This window comes from Reticulibacter mediterranei, from assembly GCF_016587455.1.
Genome location: NZ_BNJK01000001.1, coordinates 8,889,662 through 8,906,807, shown reverse-complemented (window position 1 = coordinate 8,906,807; position 17,146 = coordinate 8,889,662). Strand labels below are relative to the sequence as shown.

Here is a 17,146-nt window from a genome sequence, read left to right as displayed (position 1 = left end):
GGCACCATCAGGAGCAGACGGCATGCTCTTTCTTCCGCAGAGAGAGCAGAAAAGCAAAGCAGGACATTCCAAATGAGTTGGACCGAAAGGACATACCATCATGTTTCCAAAATCACTTGACTCCCTCTACGTTGCTCGTACACTCACCATCGGAGCCGCTGCGGCCACCATCTTTGGAACCCTCTGGGTTGTTCAGGGGATCAACGCGTCGCACGCACCGGCCCAGGTGGCGCTCCCGCTTTTCGCGGCCCAGACTCTCCTGGCACTGGGCATGGCAGTGGCCTGTATCCGTCTCTTCACAACGGCACGCCTGTTCACCCCCGACGGTGATCAAGGGGCGATGAAGCAGGCAGACCGGTACATCAACATCGCGACCGTCGTGCAGATCGTCGCCAGTGTCGTTGGGCCTGCCCTCCTCACGCTGTGGGGACGCGCGAACCTCGCGTTGCCGGTAACCATCGTGAGCGTCGGTCTCTTCATGCTCGCCCTCGCCCCGATCCTGCGGATCCCCCATTACGCTCTCGTGGGCGCTCTGCTCTGTGTTCTCCCCATAGTCAGCGTCTTGTGTGTGCCTGCGACTATTATGGTGGCGGGAGGTGAGATGCAAAGCTGGACGGTCATCAATGGGATCGCATGTGGTCTTATCAACCTGGGTTCAGGATGTATGAATATACTGCTCACCATCCGCATACGTCGTGGTCAGTACCGAGAGAACAGGCCGTCTCAAGAGGTCGTCATCCAGCGTTTGGCCTCCACGCAACCCCTTATACAACAGTAAATTTATGAAAGAGAGGAATCTGGTATGTTAGGGAAAAATACTGCACAGAAGAGAAAAAAAGGGTGGAGATCTCGGAAATTTGTTGCGGGCTGCCTCCTCACAGTGCTGGTTCTCCTGCTTGTCGGAGGTGGTTACATAGCATGGGGGGTATCGAGTACCCGGCTTCCCGCAAGCATGAACATGGGAACGGCGGGCAATATGACGATGGATCATGCACATATGCCATCAGGTAGGGCGACCCCCATTGCCAGTTTGCAGGCTCCACAAACCGCTGCTCACATCCGACACTTTCGTTTGACTGCCCGAGCGGTCAAACTGAATATCGGCGGAAAGATGATTGAGGCCTGGACATATAATGGCACCGCTCCTGGCCCGACGTTGCGGGTGCGACAGGGCGATAGTGTAGAGGTCAAGCTGACGAACACTTTGCCGGAAGGCGTGACCATTCACTGGCATGGCGTGGCCGTTCCTAACATTGCCGATGGGGTGGCTGGCGTGACTCAGAATGCCGTGAAACAAGGCGAGACCTATACCTATCGCTTTATTGCCAACGACCCTGGCACCTACTGGTATCATTCTCATCAGCAGAGCAATGAGCAGGTCAAACGCGGCCTCTTTGGTATGCTGATCGTCGATCCAAAACAGCCCTCTCAGCACGATGATGTTGATGCTGGCCTCGTCTTCCACGATTGGGGGCAGGCGCGAAATGATCATCCAACCGTGATCAAGGCCAGACCTGGCGATTGGGTCCGCTTGCGCCTGCTCAATACGGACAACGATCAGCATCAAGCAACGTTGATCGGCGCACCTTTTACCATTTCTGCTCTCGATGGACACAATCTCAACGGGCCACAATCCTTGCATGAGGTGCTTCTTCCCATCGGTTCCGGTCAGCGCTATGATCTCCGTTTTCGCATGCCCGCACAGGGAGCCGTGCGTCTGGTCGAGACAGGAAAAACTGGCGAAATAAGCAGTGGCTTATCGGCTCTGATTGGTGATGGTGCGGCTCCCAATGCGCTCTCTACGCCCCATCCTGCCCAATTCGATTTCACTGATTATGGACAGCCGCGATCCAACGCCATCACATCCAATGCACATTTCGATAACGAGAATACGATGACGCTTGGTTCCTATCCTGGCTTCTTCAACGGTTCATTTGGCTCGGTCTATACCATTAATGGAAAAGCTTTTCCCGATATTCCGCCAATTGTGGTGAAAGAGGGCCAGCTTGTCAAAATTCGCATTGTCAATGAAACCAGCACAACACATCCGATTCATCTGCACGGCCATACGTTTGCGGTTCTCACCCATAATGGCAAGCCGCTCACCGGTAGCCCGGTCTACCTTGATACCATCAACCTGCACGATGGCGATAGCTATGAAATCGGGTTCCGTGCGAACAACCCGGGCCTCTGGATGGATCACTGTCATAACCTGAGTCATGCCGCGCAGGGCATGGATATGATGGTCGTCTATCCTAACATCTCTACTCCCTTCAATGTAGGGCAGGAGTTGGGGAATATTCCCGAATAACCCTTGCCAGGGTAGTGTTGCAAAAAATGAAGCTCACAAAAATGATGAGCTTCATTTTTTGCAACACTACCAGAAAGTCCTCATCTACTCAGAGACCAGGAGCCTCCTCCGCACTCATCTGCTCTGCACCCCTACAGCATGGGTTTCTTCAACAGCAAAAAATGTCTCCATTGTTTTTTAACTCATCAAGAAAGAAGTGCATGAACATCGAAACCATAGCTGTTGCCTCAAGTAGATTGCATAAAGCAGGAAGGTATCAATTTCCTTCCCTTTATGATATCCTAAATGAGGAGATGGTTCTTTGATCTTAGGGTGTAGACTCATTTCGTACGAAACAACTTCTAGAGCGGGATGAGGCCATCTCACAGAAAATTGAATGCAGCCTCTTCCTGTCTCGCTTCGCAAGAATTTAATCTAACCACCAATTGATAAAGTGATCGAAAAAGAGATAGTTCTAGTTCACCTCAGCCCATATATAGAAGATTCTTTGGAGGAATCTCGTGAAGAGAGATTCCCCTGCTACAATGTCCCTCTCAAGAGAGGGACGAACAACAAATAAAGGGGAAACACCATGGGACCATCATCCTTGCTTTTCTGTGACACATGTGGCGCGGCAAACCAACCCCGTGCCTTTTATTGTCGTGCCTGTGGTCACTCCTTGCAGGGCATTCAATCACCCCTCTATCATTCTGCCACCGGCCACTTACTTACTACGATGTTACTCAAACAACATTATCGCATCATAGCACCGATTGCCAAAGGAGGAATGGGAGCTGTCTATAAAGCTGAAGATACCCAATTGGGCAATCGCCTTGTCGCTATTAAAGAGATGAGCCAGAGCGGCTTGAGTCCGCAAGAAATCCAAGAGGCTGCCAATGCTTTCAAACAAGAAGCTATTCTGCTCGCTAACTTGCAACATCCCCACCTCCCCAGCATTTTTGACCACTTTGAAGACAATGGCCGCTGGTACTTGGTTATGAGCTTTATTGAGGGTGAAACCTTGACTCATTACCTCGGTCGAAAAAAAACGGGAAACCTCCCACTTGATGAGGCTCTCAGTATCGCTCTGCAGTTGTGCGAGGTCTTGTGCTATTTACATACACAGCACCCCTCCATTATCTTTCGCGACCTCAAACCGTCCAATGTCATACGGACGGCTAGTGGACATCTCTACTTGATTGATTTTGGCATTGCTCGTCACTTCAAGCCGGGGCAGACAAAAGATACTGTGTACTATGGCACCATGGGCTATGCACCTCCAGAGCAATTTGGTCGAGCACAAACAACACCACGTTCCGATATCTATAGTCTAGGTGCACTGCTATACCAGCTTATCTCAGGACACGATCCTACTGCCTCTCCCTTTCGGTTTCCGCCATTACAGTCCTTCATGCCAACAACACCTCGTGGGTTGTCAAAGCTCCTCACACAGATGCTGGAATTGGACGAAGCCAAACGCCCTGCAAATATACTCATAGTCAAGCAAAAGTTGCAAAGTATTGCAGGCCAAGCGGTAACTCCTTCGTCCCCTCCACCTGTGCGAACAGCAGCGGCACCAAATTCAAATCCACCCGTACCCCCTACTCCATCACACCTTGTTCAGAAGACACCCCTGCCAAAACCGGCGCAACCTCGTGTTCCGAGACCAGCTGCAACTCCCACTCCCTCCTCCACAAATCAGTTTGGACCATCTAAATCAAGCATCATGCTCAATCAACCACCACGCATCCCAAGCCGTTCCTCGAACTCCATGCCAAAACCGGTGCAGTCTCGTGCTCCGAGACCAATTGCAACTCTCAATCCCTCCTCCACAAATCAGTTTGGACCATCTAAATCAAGCATCATGCTCAATCAGCAGAAGAGTCAGAACTGAAAACAGAACAAGCCACCGCACATGCCAATGGCCTCAGTGTAGGCGCTAACGTCCTGCTCCACCTGGGCGATCCTGCCTGGCTCTCTCTGCCGCTGAGCAAGGATAGCCGTACGAAGAGCAAGCCTCCACCTTGGCACGATGGGCGAGATTGTTGCCAACCCCCTGCATCGTGAAGGCAAGCTTGCCCAGGCGCTGGATCGCCTCATCCTCATAGAGCCTGGGCAAGCTCTTGATCTCGTTACGACTCTCTAACAGCGTTTTGGTGACGGCTTGATACAGTTCGACACGCCGCTCCGGCAGACGCGTGCCATTCTGCAGCATGATCGCCATCAGCGTCAACAACAAAGGGGTGCCAGCCAGATGACGAACCGCCTCATTTTTCTGAGTAGCTGCCAGCAGTTCGTCGATCAACTGCTGGGTGCGTACGGCGGATGCTGATGCGGTGCCCTTCCCCAGAGGAATGCTGATGCCATACCAGCGCGGCAGAAAGCCGCGGATCTGCTCGTAAGAGAGTTCAGCGACCAGGAAATAGGGTTCTCTCGTAAATCGCCATTTTCGTCCACTTGGATGTCGGGCTGGCATCGTGCTTGTATTGCAAAAATGAGAAGACTATGATAAGCTCTGCATTACTTCGAGAAAAACAAGGGGACATCCTTCATGATCACCCAGAACCAGCCCCCATTCAAGTGGCGTCACTTTCATTCCCCTCTCATCCTTCTCTGCGTGCGTTGGTATCTTCGGTATGCTCTGAGCTATCGCGATCTCGAAGAAATCATGCGGGAACGTGGACTACAGGTCGACCATGCCACGATCTCTCATTGGGTCCAGCACTACGCTCCTGAGTTTGAACGACGATGTCGCTCTCATTGGAAATGAACAACCGACTCATGGTTGGTCGATGAAACCTCCATCAAGATCAAAAAAGAGTGGGTGTACCTCTGTCGTGCCGTAGATTCAACAGGAAACACGCTCGATTTTTGGCTCAGTTCGACACGGAATGGAAATGCAGCGAAGCAGTTCTTTCTCAAAACGCTCGCAGCTTCTCATAGCATGGAGCCACGAGTCATACATGTGGACAAAAACGCCGCTTCCCCCAAAGCGTTCAGTGACATCAAAGCGGAGGAACTTGTCCCCAATGGTTGTGAATGACGACAGGGGAAGTACCGGGGTAATCTCATCGAGCAAGATCATCGGTTCATCAAGAGATTGACCAAACCTGGGATGGGCTTCTTTTCTGATCTGACAGCAAACAGGACGTTCCCCGGGTATGAAGCCATGAACATGATTCGCAAGGGACAAGTCAACGGTGTGAGGAAAGGAGATATTAATGGGCAAGTCTCCTTCAAGCCTCTTTGGAATGACTGCCGAAGCTGAGCAAGAAGAGAAGCTTCATCCTTTTGCATTCTCTCTGATTTTTGCAACACAACCGTCGTGCTCGGACCAATCCCAATCGATGACATTCCTGACGGTATTGTCAACTTCATGTTTTCTCTTGATGAGTTTTCCCTACTGAACCCTTCTTTCAGCGATTTGACAGCCTCTTTTCCTGGAGAAGATGTGGGTTCGTTCCCCACTTTCGCCTTCAATTTGCCAATCATAGCTCTGAAATTCCATGAAGTTGACAATACCGATGCAGATGCAGGCTTCTCCAGGGGAGAGATCACTATCAAGGATGAGATAGATGTCAACATCAGACAGATGCCACAAGATGGTCCACAACTTCTCAAATGCGAGTTTCTGATACTCTTTCCAGCCCAGATAATCCCCTAATCGATGGCAAAGGGACCTGTGAGGCGCACTGAGAAAAATGCTTTTTGCCAGAGGAATGCTAACCTCTACGATACAAAATACTATAGATTAGTATATACTATCTTTTAGTACCTCTCCAGTAATATGTAGCATCTTTCATCTCAAAGGAGGAATCTGTGAGCCTTCTCTCTCTGGCGGTAAAAACGCTCATGATCCTTGTCATGTTATTTCTCTTATCCCTTGCAGGAGCTATCAGCTTTCCAATCCTCTTTAATGGAGCAGGGTTAACAAACTTCCTTCTCCTTATCCTCACCATATTGGGCCTCTCTGTTATTGGTTACCTTCTTGGGAAAGGGGTACGAACGGTGAAAAAACCTCTTGAAGCATTTCTCGCTACTTATGTTGGCTCTATCTGTCTGGGAGGAATTCTTGCGCTCTTTGCGGTATTAAATGTTCCTACTGTACGCGTGAATCTCAATTGGCTAGGAACCAGTTGGTATAGTCCACTCCTTGCCTTGTTGTTTATTGGAACTTCTCTCATGCTCGTCTTTCTCTCCAGTGAGTAAATCCATTAGACCAGAAAGACACCTAGCAGATGATGCACTACTCCAAATATTATGTGTGTACACTGGCGTAACAGATGGTCGCATCTTCTATGTCGGGAAGGGACAAGGAGATTGTATCCATCAGTATGAGAGAGAAGCCGATCGCTATCGTTATCCAGAAGCTGTTCCCTGTCTTTCAGAGCCAAGTGCCAAAATTCGGGCGATTCACAAAACTTGGGCCGCTAAAGGCAAAGTCGTCAAGACAAAGGTGCTTGAAACAGATGATGAACAAGAAGCAAACGACTACGAAAAGCTGTTTATTGGGATGTGTCAGAACTGAAGGCAAAGCTTCAAGCAGAAAGCCTCTCTTTTTGTGATAGACTGATACTCATCCAGAACATCTCTAGAGGAGTACCTAATGAACTGCCCACATTGCACATGTCCTACCACCAAGGAACAGAGGAAGAAAACCACGCTGGGCTACCGAGTCTTCCACTGCTCAACTTGCCAGCGACGCTTCAATGAACGCACCAACACCCCTTTTAACTATTTAGAATATCCCACCGATCTCGTCCTGCTTGTCGTACTCTGGCGGTTGCGCTATAAGTTGAGCTTGCGTGATGTGGCTGAGATCTGTTTGCAGCGGGGTTGGGCAGTGACACATGAGACCGTTCGCGACTGGGAAGCTCGTTTTGCCCCGCTAATTGCAGATCGCCTGCGGAGAAAGCGGCGCGGACAAGCCGGAACCTGCTGGCATGTCGATGAAACCTATGTCAAGGTGCAAGGGAAGTGGTGTTACCTCTCTCGTGCTATTGATCATGATGGGAACCTGGTTGACTCCATGTTGAGTGAGAAGCGCAATATGGATGCTGCCCAGAGGTTTTTCAAACAAGCTCTGGAAACGGTTGGTCATGCTCCTAAACAAGTGATAACAGACGCTCATGGCTCCTACCCCCGAGCGATCCGAGACATTCTTGGCAGCGAAGTTCTCCATCGCAGGAGCCATTATCTCAACAATAGAATAGAATAGGATCATCGTGGAATCAAGCAACGCTACTATCCTATGCAAGGCTTTGGAAGTGTTACTTCTGCATCACGATTTTGCAGAGCCTTTGATGAACTTCGCCACTTCTTTCGCTTTCGCACCACCATGAGGCAATTTGTCTCCTTGGCACGCCAACGTGATCTGTTCCGCCAACAATGGGATATCCTGATCATGATGTTGTTGGTCGCCTGAGAGAGGTAACACATGGATGATTTTTAACCTCCTGATGAACTCCTGTATCCCCAGTTCTGACACATCCTATCATCTGGACCCAGCTTATGGTGCGACAAAGGCTGGCCTGGATAAGATGACGTGGGACATGGCGCAGGATTTCAAGTCACACAAGGTTGCGGTTGTATCGATCTGGCCTGGCCCAACCACGACGGAGATGGTTATCTCCCTCGTTTCACAGCTCCCAGAAGGTCATGAAGCTCATGAATTGATGGAAACCGCCGAGACGCCGCAGTTCACGGGGCGCGTGATAGAGGCCTTATACGGTGATCCCGAACTCATGATGAAGTCTGGTCAGGTCGTCATCGGAGCTGAAGCGGCTGTTAACTATGGCTTTACTGACATCAATGGTCACCAGCCTCCTAGTCTGCGTCATAAACTAGGTTCACCACACCAGTATGTCAGCGAAATTTAGCATTGATTAGAGAAGCATCGGTTTAGCAGTCAAATGAGCATCAAGGGCGCTGGTAAGCCTGTTACACTTGTCGGCACTCTTGATCGCTGAAAAATCCAGGTCGCATTTTTGGAAGCCTCTCACCCTCTTCTGTTCTCAAAGAGAAGCTTAAAAAATCATTCACTTCTTCTCAACTGGACCTCTAAGAAAGCACCTTTTCCCTTCTAGCGAAACCCACCTATTTAACGTTGCAGTAGGGTAGATCGGGCACGAGTGAAGGTATTCATGACACGACCGATTCCAGTTACGTTGTAACAGTCGGTGATTTCCCTATGAAGCGCTTTATTGCCTCACCTCCCTCACTTTTCTCGGTAATATTGCAATCGATTATGTAAGAGCGTTTACTGTAGCCGTTACAGCCTCAATAAGTGCCTCGCGGTGCTGTTTCAGTCGAGTCTGATGGCTACCGTTAGACTCTCGTATAGATGTGGCGGTTGTATTCCATGCCTGCGCCATTGCCAATGTCAGCATAAAAATATCCATGCCCCTTGCTGGATCAACGCCAACTGCCTCTGCCAACTCACTAGCTTTCGTGAGGTGTGATTCTCGTTCTTGTTTTGTAGCTTCAGGCCTCTCCAAAGACTTCCAATGAGTCAGGCGCAGAAGATTTGGGTGTTCGACCATGTAGTCAAAGAGTGCACCGATGTAACCTGTGAGGTTATCAGGTGTAAAAGATACCATGTCGGCTAGGATTCCCAATCGGTTTTCCAGTACCGCGTCGAATAAACCTTCTTTTGACTCGAAATATAAGTAAATGGCTTGCTTGTTCGCTTTCGCTTGGGCGGCAATGCGGTTAACTCTTGCATTTGCAAAGCCACGATCTGCAAACTCAACGTATGCAGCATCAAGGATGCGTCGACGGGTAGCAGCGGAATCATATGACATATTACTTACTATACCTTTGCCTCATGCTTTGTAGCAGTTAGCGAAGCGGGTAGTGGCAGAATAGCATGACCTCTTACTTAGTATAAACCAACGGGTTGGCTTTAATCAAGATGTTGTCTGGTATGCAGCATCAAGGATGCGTCCATGGGTAGCAACGGAATTGTATAGCCTCTTCACCAAAATAAACCAACGGGTTGACTTTAGTGAAGAAGTTGCTTATAATAAAATAAACCATATGGTTTAAACCACTTCATAAAAAAGGAGTACCACGTCATGAGCACATGGCTAGTCACTGGTGCTACCTCAGGCATCGGCCGAGCAGTTACAGAGCAATTATTAGAAGGCGGTGCGAAAGTTGCAGCCTTTGGGAGGCATTTGGATGGAATCAAAGATCTAATGGAACAACATGATGATCGGCTATGGGCCCGTCCTGTAGACATTACCGATACAGCCGCGTTGCGCGACGTTGTCGAGCAAGCTTTTGAAGCATTTGGAAACATCGATGTGATATTCTCTAACGCTGGTTCTGGTGCCGTTGGTGCGGCAGAAGAACTTTCAGACGATGCAATTCATCAGCAGATAGCGCTCAACATGGTGGCACCTATTCAACTTATCCGTGCTGTTTTGCCTCACTTGCGCAAACAGGGTGGTGGCAGGCTTATCCAAACCTCCACGATGGGTGGGCAGATAACCTCACCTGGTGGCAGTATGTATCATGCATCAAAATGGGGTCTCGAAGGATTTGTTGAATCAATCATTGGTGAAGTCGCACCATTTGGCATTGGTATCACAATGATTGAGCCAGGCAGTGTTCGCACACAGTTTGGGGCCGCGCTGACAATTGCTGAACCGATGGCAGAATACGCCAATACGCCAGTTGGTAGTGTTCACCGAGCCATCAAAGCCATGGGTAACTTAACAGGGACCGCTCCCAGAGATCCTGAACGGGTCGCTAAAGCTATCATTGATGTTGCAGATCACTACCCAGCGCCGCGCCGTCTTGCATTGGGGAGTGATGCATATGAGGCTATACAGCAGGCGTTAACTGGCAGGCTTGCTGAGTTAGAGGAACATAAGTCGATTACATTGAGTACCGATTTCCCGGAGGGTGAGTAATGTCCAGAGAAACTACTGCGCAGAGCAAACAGAAACGGTGGCTGATTACAGGTGTCAGCACCGGCCTTGGTCGTGCCATGACAGAATTGTTATTGGAAAGAGGCGATGTGGTTGCTGGCACAGTCCGTGACGAGACAGTAGTCAGCGAATTACAGAGCAAATATGCTGAAACTTTCCATGTTGAGAAGCTTGACTTAACTGACTTTGCTCACATAAAACCAACCGTAGACCATGCGTTTTCAGCACTTAGACGGGTTGACGTCATCATCAATAACGCCGGTTATGGGCTATTTGGTGCTGCTGAAGAATTCACGGATGAACAAATCCTGGCCGAACTCGCGACAAATCTCACAGGTTCCATCCAAGTTACGCGGGCATCTATTCCCCATTTGCGCGCACAACAAAGCGGACGAATCGTCCAGATATCAACGTTCGGCGGGCAAGGCGCATGGGCTGGAGGTTCCATGTACCATGCAAGCAAATGGGGAATCGAAGGCTTCACTGAAGCACTCATTGAAGAACTCGCTCCATTCGGTATCGGTGTTACTATCATTGAGCCCGGCTCAGCGCGAACGAATTTCCGTTTCAAAAGTTCCCAGATGTCAACTCCTATTCCAGCATACGACGGCACGCCTGCTGATGCTGTTCGCAAGCGCATGCGCGATACAAGCTCACTTCCTATCGGAGACCCGGTAAAAATGGCTGCAGCTATCATTCAGGCCTCCGAGCAAAAACCTGCGCCTCGGCGTGTCGTCCTTGGCTCTGACTCATATCAGGCTATCCATACACAACTTATCGCTCGGTTGAAAGATATTGAGCCCCAAGAACAGTCTGCGAAATTGACGGACATTGGCCAAAAAATGAAGGAGAAAGAAGCATGAAATTAACTAGCAACACGGTGTTTATCACTGGCGGTGGAACGGGTATTGGCCTAGGTCTCGCTCAAGCCTTCTTGACCGAAGGTAATACGGTTATTATCAGCGGACGTCGTAAGGATGTCCTCGATAAAGCAGTCAGTGAAAATGAAGGCCTGATTGCTGTCGAGCTAGATGTCACCAACCAAGATCAAGTGGCAACCGTTACGGAACAATTATTTCGTGACTATCCCAATCTCAATGTCCTGATGAACAATGCTGGGTTTGCAGCTAGCGAAGATCTACTCAAAGCCGACTATATAAATACGAGTGCTCAGATTATGAACACAAACTACCTCGGCACATTACGAGTCACTGCCGCGTTTACACCACATCTGCTCAAACAAAAAGACAGCACCATTATAACCATGTCCTCCGGCACTGGATATGTTCCTGCTGCTTCAGTACCTACGTATTCTGCTTCTAAGGCCGCGATTCACTCGTTTAGTGAATCGCTCCGTTGGCAGCTACATGCAACAAACGTTCAGGTCATTGAAATTGCGCCACCCGCAGTCAGCGATACTGAATTTCTAGAGAGCTCTGTTCGAGGTTTTGGGATGAACCTTGATGCCTTCATCAATGAGACAATGCACATCCTTAAAACCAACCCTGATGCTAAACAGGTGTATGTTCATGACGTACATATATGGCGATTTGCCGAGCGTGACGGCAAATACGACGAGGCATTTCAACTCATGAATGAACACTGATCAAGCAGTAGTTAGGCAGCTCAACCTCACTGTATGGGTAGCGGTTGAGCTGCTTTTTCATGAAACACACAACTGACATGTTGTGTGCCAAATAAGGTTCTCTCGTAAATAGCCATTTTCATCCTCTTGGATGTCGGGCTGACATCGCGCTTGTGTTGCAAGAAGGAAGCTGATCTGCTACAGTTGGGGAAAAGCAGCATAAAGAGGATCCCCCATGATCGAACAGAACCCCTTCAAGTGGCATCATTTCCAATCCGATATCATTCTCTTATGCGTAAGTAAGATGGTACTTACGCTATGCCCTCAGTAGTTCCACACATTAGATTTGTAGTGAACCCCTTAAACTGGGTCTGACGCACTTTTGAAACGTCATGCGCTCTGCAGCGCACCACTCCGCATGAAAAAGGGTAGAATCGAAGTGGCAACGTCCTGGAGAGAAGACGACCAGCGGTATACGGTGTAAGAACGTGCCTTCGAAACTGTACTGAGGTGTCTGGGCGAACCACTCCATGTGGCCTCACCGCTCAATCCGCGTGTGAGAGCACGAAGAAGATACTGAACAAGAACAGACACCCCTCCGGGGATTGCCACTGTGACAGAAAGGAGAAAGTTCCCCAACAGAAAGGAGAGTTGATCATGCAGGTGATGTATCCTCGGTGCGCAGGCATTGATGTGCATCTGCGCTTTCTCGTCGTCTGCCTCAGTGTCGTTGAGGCGGGACGACGGCGCAAAGAGATCCGCAGGTTCGGCACTGAAACGGCAGAGCTGTTGGCTTTGCGTGCGTGGTGGCTGTGTTGCAAAAAAGGAAGCTGATCTGCTACAGTAGAGAGAAAAGAGCGAAAGAGATCTTCTCCATGGGCACCCAGAACCAAAATCCCTTCAAGTGGCGTCATTTCCAGGCCGACCTCATTCTGTTGTGCATCCGTTGGTACTTGCGCTATGCGCTCAGCTATAGAGATCTCGAAGAGATGATAGCTGAGCGAGGGCTACACGTCGATCACACGACCATCTACCGCTGGGTGCAACGCTACGCCCCCGAACTGGAAAAGCGCTGTCGTCCGCATCTCAAAGCCTGCAATGACTCCTGGAAAGTGGACGAGACGTATATCAAAATCAAGAAAACATGGGTGTACCTCTACCGAGCCGTGGATTCCGATGGCCAGACCCTGGAGTTCTTCTTGAGCCCAACACGTGACGCTGAGGCTGCCAAACGCTTTTTCTGCCTCGCGTTGCACGTCACTGCTGGGTGCGTGCCTCAAGAATGTCCGGTAGTGTTGCAAAAAATAATAACCTCATCAAAATAAACTATAGACAAAAATATTCACCGGTAAAAGAAGTAAAAGAAGCACTCATTTTATTGTAAATACTTTTCTTTTACTTCTCTTACATGAGCCATTTTGATGAGCTTATAATTTTTTGTAACACTACCCTTTGAGGAGCTTGCGGAAAAATCGTTTGGCGGCTTTCGCGGTTCGCGGCGACTCTGGACCAGGATGTCAAGCACATTGCCGTCTTGATCCACCGCTCTCCACAGATAGTGGATCTTCCACTGATCGTGAGAAACACCTCGTCCAGATGCCACGTGTCGCTACAACGAGGGCGACGACGACGTAATTCATTGGCGTACGTTTGCCCGAATTTGAGGCACCACTGCCGAACCGTTTCATAAGTCACCACGATCCCTCGCTGTGCCAGAAGTTCTTCCACAGAGCGTATGCTGAGAGAGAAACGGAAATAGAGCCAGACCGCGTGACTGATGATCTCCGGTGGGAAGCGGTGACCTTTGTAATCGGGAGCAATAGTGCGTATTTTCATGAAGCTCTTCTAACACATTGTTCAGCTAGGTTGCCAAGTTGACAATACCCTTGCTGATGAGAGATGTGATAGTATGAAGAGAATGGACATGTTTCCCAGAAACTCGGATTGAGTTGTACTCGCGCAGTATGCAGCTCTCTGAGAGCAATCACCCAAACTCGGCTTCTGGGGTAGGTGTCGTCTCACGTTTACAGAGTGTGAAGGGGTATTCATTATGCAAGAAGTTGCAGCATCGCCGCTTTCCACCTGGGAAAGCTTTTACGTCATCATTGGCTCCTCTGCTGCTGTGCTGGTGGGATTGATGTTCGTGGTGATCACCTTGATGGCAGGGGTGCAGCAGCGAATGTCGTCGCCCGGTGAGGTGTTTGGGGCCTTCAACACTCCAAACGTCGTGCATTTTGGCGCTGCGCTCCTGGTTGCTGCGCTGCTCAGTGCGCCGTGGCAGGCACTCTGGCATGTTAGCCTGCTGCTCGGCCTTGCAGGTCTCGCAGGGATGAGCTATGTCGTTATCGTGCTCCGGCGAGCGCGCCATCAGCATGACTACCAACCGGTCCTGGAAGACTGGCTCTGGCATACGATCTTTCCCCTGGTCTCCTACACGGCCCTCTTCGTCGCAGCGATGGTGCTTCCAGGTAATCCGGTGCCGGCACTTTTCTTCATTAGCGCTGCAACAGTGCTGCTTCTGTTCATCGGCATCCATAACGCGTGGGATAACGTAACCTACATTGCCTTTGATCTCTCCCGGTCGGAGAACGAGCCTGCGGAAAAGTAGAGAGCATCGCACGTCTCTGATGTTCATTCATCTGTCGTGACCTCGATAGGAGAAGAAGCATGACCCAAATCGCTGTCGTTGGAGCTGGTATTGCGGGACTCAACGCAACTCTCACCTTGCAGGATGCCGGTCTCTCATGTACCATCTACGAAGCATCCCACCGCATCGGCGGTCGCATGCACTCTGACACCAGAACCTGGACGGATGGCATGGTCAGCGAGTGGTGTGGGGAATTCATTGGCACTGATCATGAAACCATGCATCAATTAATCAAGCGCTTTGGCCTTCGCACCGCCGATCTGGGAGGAGGCAGAATTGACCAGGCACGAAGCGTTTTGTATTTCCACAATCGTTATTATCCTGCGAAAGAACTGGCCGAGGACTTTGAGGCCTTGGCACCACTTTTACAACAGCAGTTCCAGGAAGTGGGTTTCCCAACGACCTATACGCACTTTACCCCCGAAGGGGTGAGGCTCGATCATCTTAGTGTGTATGAGTGGATTGAGCAATATGTCCAGGGCGGTCATGAGATACCAATGGGTCATCTGTTGGAGACCACCTGTACCGGTTTCTACGGTCTGGATACCCGTGAGCAAAGTGCTCTCAACCTCGTGTACCTGTTTGGTTCGCCAGATGTAGCGAGGGGTTTGCTCACATCTGGACCGATAGAAGCCAGCTGCAAGATTGTGGGAGGCAACGAGCAACTGCCCCAGGCGATTGCCCACAGCTTGCCGCAAGGCTGTATCCATTTGGGGCACCAACTGCTGGCCCTTGAACGGACGAGTGATGCTTCGCTTATTTTGACCTTTGCTGCTGCTGGTGGCACTTTTGAAGTGCACTGTGACCATGTGATTCTCGCTCTCCCGTTCAGCGCCTTACGTCACGTCGATTATCGGCGGGCCGGATTTGATCCGCTCAAGCAAATCGCCATCCAGGAGTTGGGCTACGGCACGATTTCCAAGCTCCTCTTACAGTTTGATCGGCCTTACTGGTATGAGGAAGGCCCCTGGCCTCAGCCAGACAATGGCTTTGTCATCACCGACCTCGATATTCAGACGCTCTGGGACACATCCCTTGGTCAAGCCAGCACAATGGGATTGCTTGTCGATTATACAGGCGGGAAGAGAGGAGCAGCTTATGCCCCTCCGACACCCTATTCCACGACGGATGACACTCCAAACCTTCAGCAGTATGCCCAGAACTGTCTCCAGCAGTTGGAGTCTGTCTTCCCTGGCATCAGCACCCATTATATCGGCAAGGCGGCGCTGAGCTATCCCACCGGCGACCCCTTTCTTCTAGGCAGTTACGCCTGTTGGCGTGTTGGACAGTATACCCGCTTCGCTGGCTACGAGGGCGCGTGCCAGGAACCCATTCACTTCGCGGGTGAACATTGCTCAGTCTCATTCCAGGGCTATATGGAAGGCGCAGCTAGAGAGGGTGCGCGTGCCGCTCTTGAGATTGTGCAGGATGTGGCACGAGGGAAAGGTTAGACGCGCGGAAGAAAAAAAGTACAAATTCTTCCTCACAAACGAAGCGCGCATCTCATCGCCGCTCAGTATGTTACCTTATGGTTTTCATCCTATGAATTGAAGTTCTGACGGTAGAGGTTAGTGCGATGGGGGAGGTTTGGCTCACATACTTCTGCTTTATTTTGATAGAATGACCAAGAAACGACGCATAACGATCTATCAGTAAAACATCAAGAAAGATATGCCAGAAAAAGCGGAATAACAGGATGTGTCAGAATTGAGAACACAAAAGATCAGATGCCATGTTGAATCTACTGAACCCCTTGTTAAGCTACTAGGAACATGGATTTCAAGACATGCAATCGATGGCAGAAGAGACGACGTTGATCGGCAAGAGAAATGTATTGCTTCATGGTCGTACGAAATCGGAAGAACTGGCGTACTTCATCAAACGCCCTGCAGAAGCGTGAGGCTGACGCGAAGCTTCCCGCATCCGCGCATCGGGTAGTAGCGCTGTTTGATGCCACGGTGATCTTGTCCCACTCGGTTATTGAGGTAGGGATTGCAGCGATGGATGACATCACTGTCAAGCGTCTCACGGATGGCCCGTGGGTAGGAGTCATGTCCATCGGTTGTTACCCGTTCTGGGGTATGGCCGACCGTCTGGCACGCTTGCAGGAAAAAGCGTCTGGCTGCCTCCATATCTCGCTTCTCACTCAGCCGCGAATCCACCAGATTGCCATTTGAATCAATAGCACGATAGAGATAGCACCATTTCCCATGGACCTTGATGTAGGTCTCATCGACATACCAGGAGATTCCTGCATACCCACGACGTTTGGCCTGCAGTTGCTCTGCCAACAACGGAGCAAACCGGGCTTCCCACTCACGAACAGCCTCGTGCGTGAACACAAAACCTCGCTCCAAAAACATCTCAGCCAGATCCCGTAAGCTCAACTTATAGCGTAACCGCCAGAGGACGACGAGCAGAATGATCTCAGTAGGATATTCAAGGTAGTTGAAAGGGGTGCCGCTGCGTTCATTGAAGGAGCGCTGACAAACGAAACAGCGGAACGTTCGATAACCCAGCGCCATTTTCTTCTTCTGTTCTTTGGTTGCTCTAGACAGACAGTCTGGACAGTTCATGCGGCACATCTCCTCACAATGTGTGTGTAACCATGAGTCTATCACACAAGGCAGGGATCTCTGCCTTGTGCATCGTTCTCAGTCCTGACGCATCCCTCTATCAGGCCCAGA

13 protein-coding genes and 6 pseudogenes are annotated in these 17,146 nt (G+C 50.1%); 15 read left to right on the top strand and 4 right to left on the bottom strand.

What is annotated here, in order from left to right:
• Positions 1 to 100: 100 nt before the first annotated feature.
• From K3T83_RS38190 to K3T83_RS38180, 3 genes are all read left to right on the top strand, one after another.
• Positions 101 to 778 carry a hypothetical protein gene (locus tag K3T83_RS38190; protein WP_220208130.1) on the top strand — a complete coding sequence of 226 codons (678 nt, stop codon included), beginning with the start codon at positions 101 to 103 and terminating at the stop codon, positions 776 to 778.
• 24 nt (positions 779 to 802) lie between these two features.
• On the top strand, positions 803 to 2,311 hold the full coding sequence (locus tag K3T83_RS38185; protein ID WP_220208129.1) for a multicopper oxidase family protein: 1,509 nt from the start codon (positions 803 to 805) through the stop codon (positions 2,309 to 2,311).
• A 571-nt stretch (positions 2,312 to 2,882) separates the two neighbouring features.
• Positions 2,883 to 4,184: a serine/threonine protein kinase gene (locus K3T83_RS38180; RefSeq protein ID WP_220208128.1), complete on the top strand. Its 1,302-nt coding sequence runs from the start codon at positions 2,883 to 2,885 to the stop codon at positions 4,182 to 4,184.
• A gap of 45 nt (positions 4,185 to 4,229) precedes the next feature.
• On the opposite strand, the gene K3T83_RS38175 is transcribed toward K3T83_RS38180, so the two are convergent.
• Positions 4,230 to 4,766: an NACHT domain-containing protein gene (locus K3T83_RS38175; RefSeq protein WP_220208127.1), complete on the bottom strand. Its 537-nt coding sequence runs from the start codon at positions 4,764 to 4,766 to the stop codon at positions 4,230 to 4,232.
• Positions 4,767 to 4,841: 75 nt separating this feature from the next.
• Between K3T83_RS38175 and K3T83_RS38170 the strand changes: the two are divergent.
• The 4 genes and pseudogenes from K3T83_RS38170 (at position 4,842) to K3T83_RS38155 (ending at position 8,169) form a co-directional block, all read left to right on the top strand.
• Positions 4,842 to 5,558 (top strand): annotated as a pseudogene (locus K3T83_RS38170) (IS6 family transposase).
• A gap of 551 nt (positions 5,559 to 6,109) precedes the next feature.
• Entirely contained in the window at positions 6,110 to 6,499 is a 390-nt protein-coding gene (locus K3T83_RS38165; RefSeq protein ID WP_220208126.1) for a hypothetical protein, read from the top strand.
• A gap of 397 nt (positions 6,500 to 6,896) precedes the next feature.
• Positions 6,897 to 7,715 (top strand): annotated as a pseudogene (locus tag K3T83_RS38160) (IS6 family transposase).
• Positions 7,716 to 7,731: 16 nt separating this feature from the next.
• On the top strand, positions 7,732 to 8,169 hold the full coding sequence (locus K3T83_RS38155) for an SDR family NAD(P)-dependent oxidoreductase (RefSeq protein ID WP_220208125.1): 438 nt from the start codon (positions 7,732 to 7,734) through the stop codon (positions 8,167 to 8,169).
• Between the two features lie 366 nt (positions 8,170 to 8,535).
• Here the strand turns inward: K3T83_RS38155 and K3T83_RS38150 are convergent, their stop codons facing one another.
• Positions 8,536 to 9,093, bottom strand: a complete 558-nt coding sequence (locus tag K3T83_RS38150; protein WP_220208124.1) for a TetR/AcrR family transcriptional regulator — start codon at positions 9,091 to 9,093, stop codon at positions 8,536 to 8,538.
• Positions 9,094 to 9,366: 273 nt separating this feature from the next.
• Between K3T83_RS38150 and K3T83_RS38145 the strand changes: the two genes are divergently transcribed.
• From K3T83_RS38145 to K3T83_RS38125, 6 genes and pseudogenes are all read left to right on the top strand, one after another.
• Positions 9,367 to 10,209, top strand: coding sequence for an SDR family oxidoreductase (locus K3T83_RS38145; protein WP_220208123.1), 843 nt, complete (start codon positions 9,367 to 9,369; stop codon positions 10,207 to 10,209).
• Entirely contained in the window at positions 10,209 to 11,090 is an 882-nt protein-coding gene (locus K3T83_RS38140) for an SDR family oxidoreductase (protein WP_220208122.1), read from the top strand. The genes K3T83_RS38145 and K3T83_RS38140 overlap by 1 nt, the downstream gene beginning before the upstream one ends.
• Complete coding sequence (locus tag K3T83_RS38135; RefSeq protein WP_220208121.1) at positions 11,087 to 11,833, top strand: SDR family oxidoreductase; 747 nt, start codon at positions 11,087 to 11,089, stop codon at positions 11,831 to 11,833. Before K3T83_RS38140 ends, K3T83_RS38135 begins: the two co-directional genes overlap by 4 nt.
• Positions 11,834 to 12,047: 214 nt before the next feature.
• Positions 12,048 to 12,141, top strand: a pseudogene (locus K3T83_RS58670) (IS6 family transposase); the annotation flags it as partial.
• A gap of 328 nt (positions 12,142 to 12,469) precedes the next feature.
• On the top strand, positions 12,470 to 12,646 hold the full coding sequence (locus K3T83_RS38130) for a hypothetical protein (protein ID WP_220208120.1): 177 nt from the start codon (positions 12,470 to 12,472) through the stop codon (positions 12,644 to 12,646).
• A 41-nt stretch (positions 12,647 to 12,687) separates the two neighbouring features.
• A pseudogene (locus tag K3T83_RS38125) lies at positions 12,688 to 13,065 on the top strand (IS6 family transposase); the annotation flags it as partial.
• Between the two features lie 198 nt (positions 13,066 to 13,263).
• On the opposite strand, the pseudogene K3T83_RS38120 reads toward K3T83_RS38125, so the two are convergent.
• Positions 13,264 to 13,648, bottom strand: a pseudogene (locus tag K3T83_RS38120) (IS6 family transposase); the annotation flags it as partial.
• Positions 13,649 to 13,862: 214 nt separating this feature from the next.
• Here K3T83_RS38120 and K3T83_RS38115 point away from each other — a divergent pair.
• Together K3T83_RS38115 and K3T83_RS38110 are read left to right on the top strand one after the other, a co-directional pair.
• Entirely contained in the window at positions 13,863 to 14,420 is a 558-nt protein-coding gene (locus K3T83_RS38115; RefSeq protein ID WP_220208119.1) for a hypothetical protein, read from the top strand.
• A 59-nt stretch (positions 14,421 to 14,479) separates the two neighbouring features.
• Positions 14,480 to 15,910, top strand: coding sequence for a flavin monoamine oxidase family protein (locus K3T83_RS38110; RefSeq protein WP_220208118.1), 1,431 nt, complete (start codon positions 14,480 to 14,482; stop codon positions 15,908 to 15,910).
• A 305-nt stretch (positions 15,911 to 16,215) separates the two neighbouring features.
• On the opposite strand, the pseudogene K3T83_RS38105 reads toward K3T83_RS38110, so the two are convergent.
• Positions 16,216 to 17,035 (bottom strand): annotated as a pseudogene (locus tag K3T83_RS38105) (IS6 family transposase).
• Positions 17,036 to 17,146: the final 111 nt, after the last annotated feature.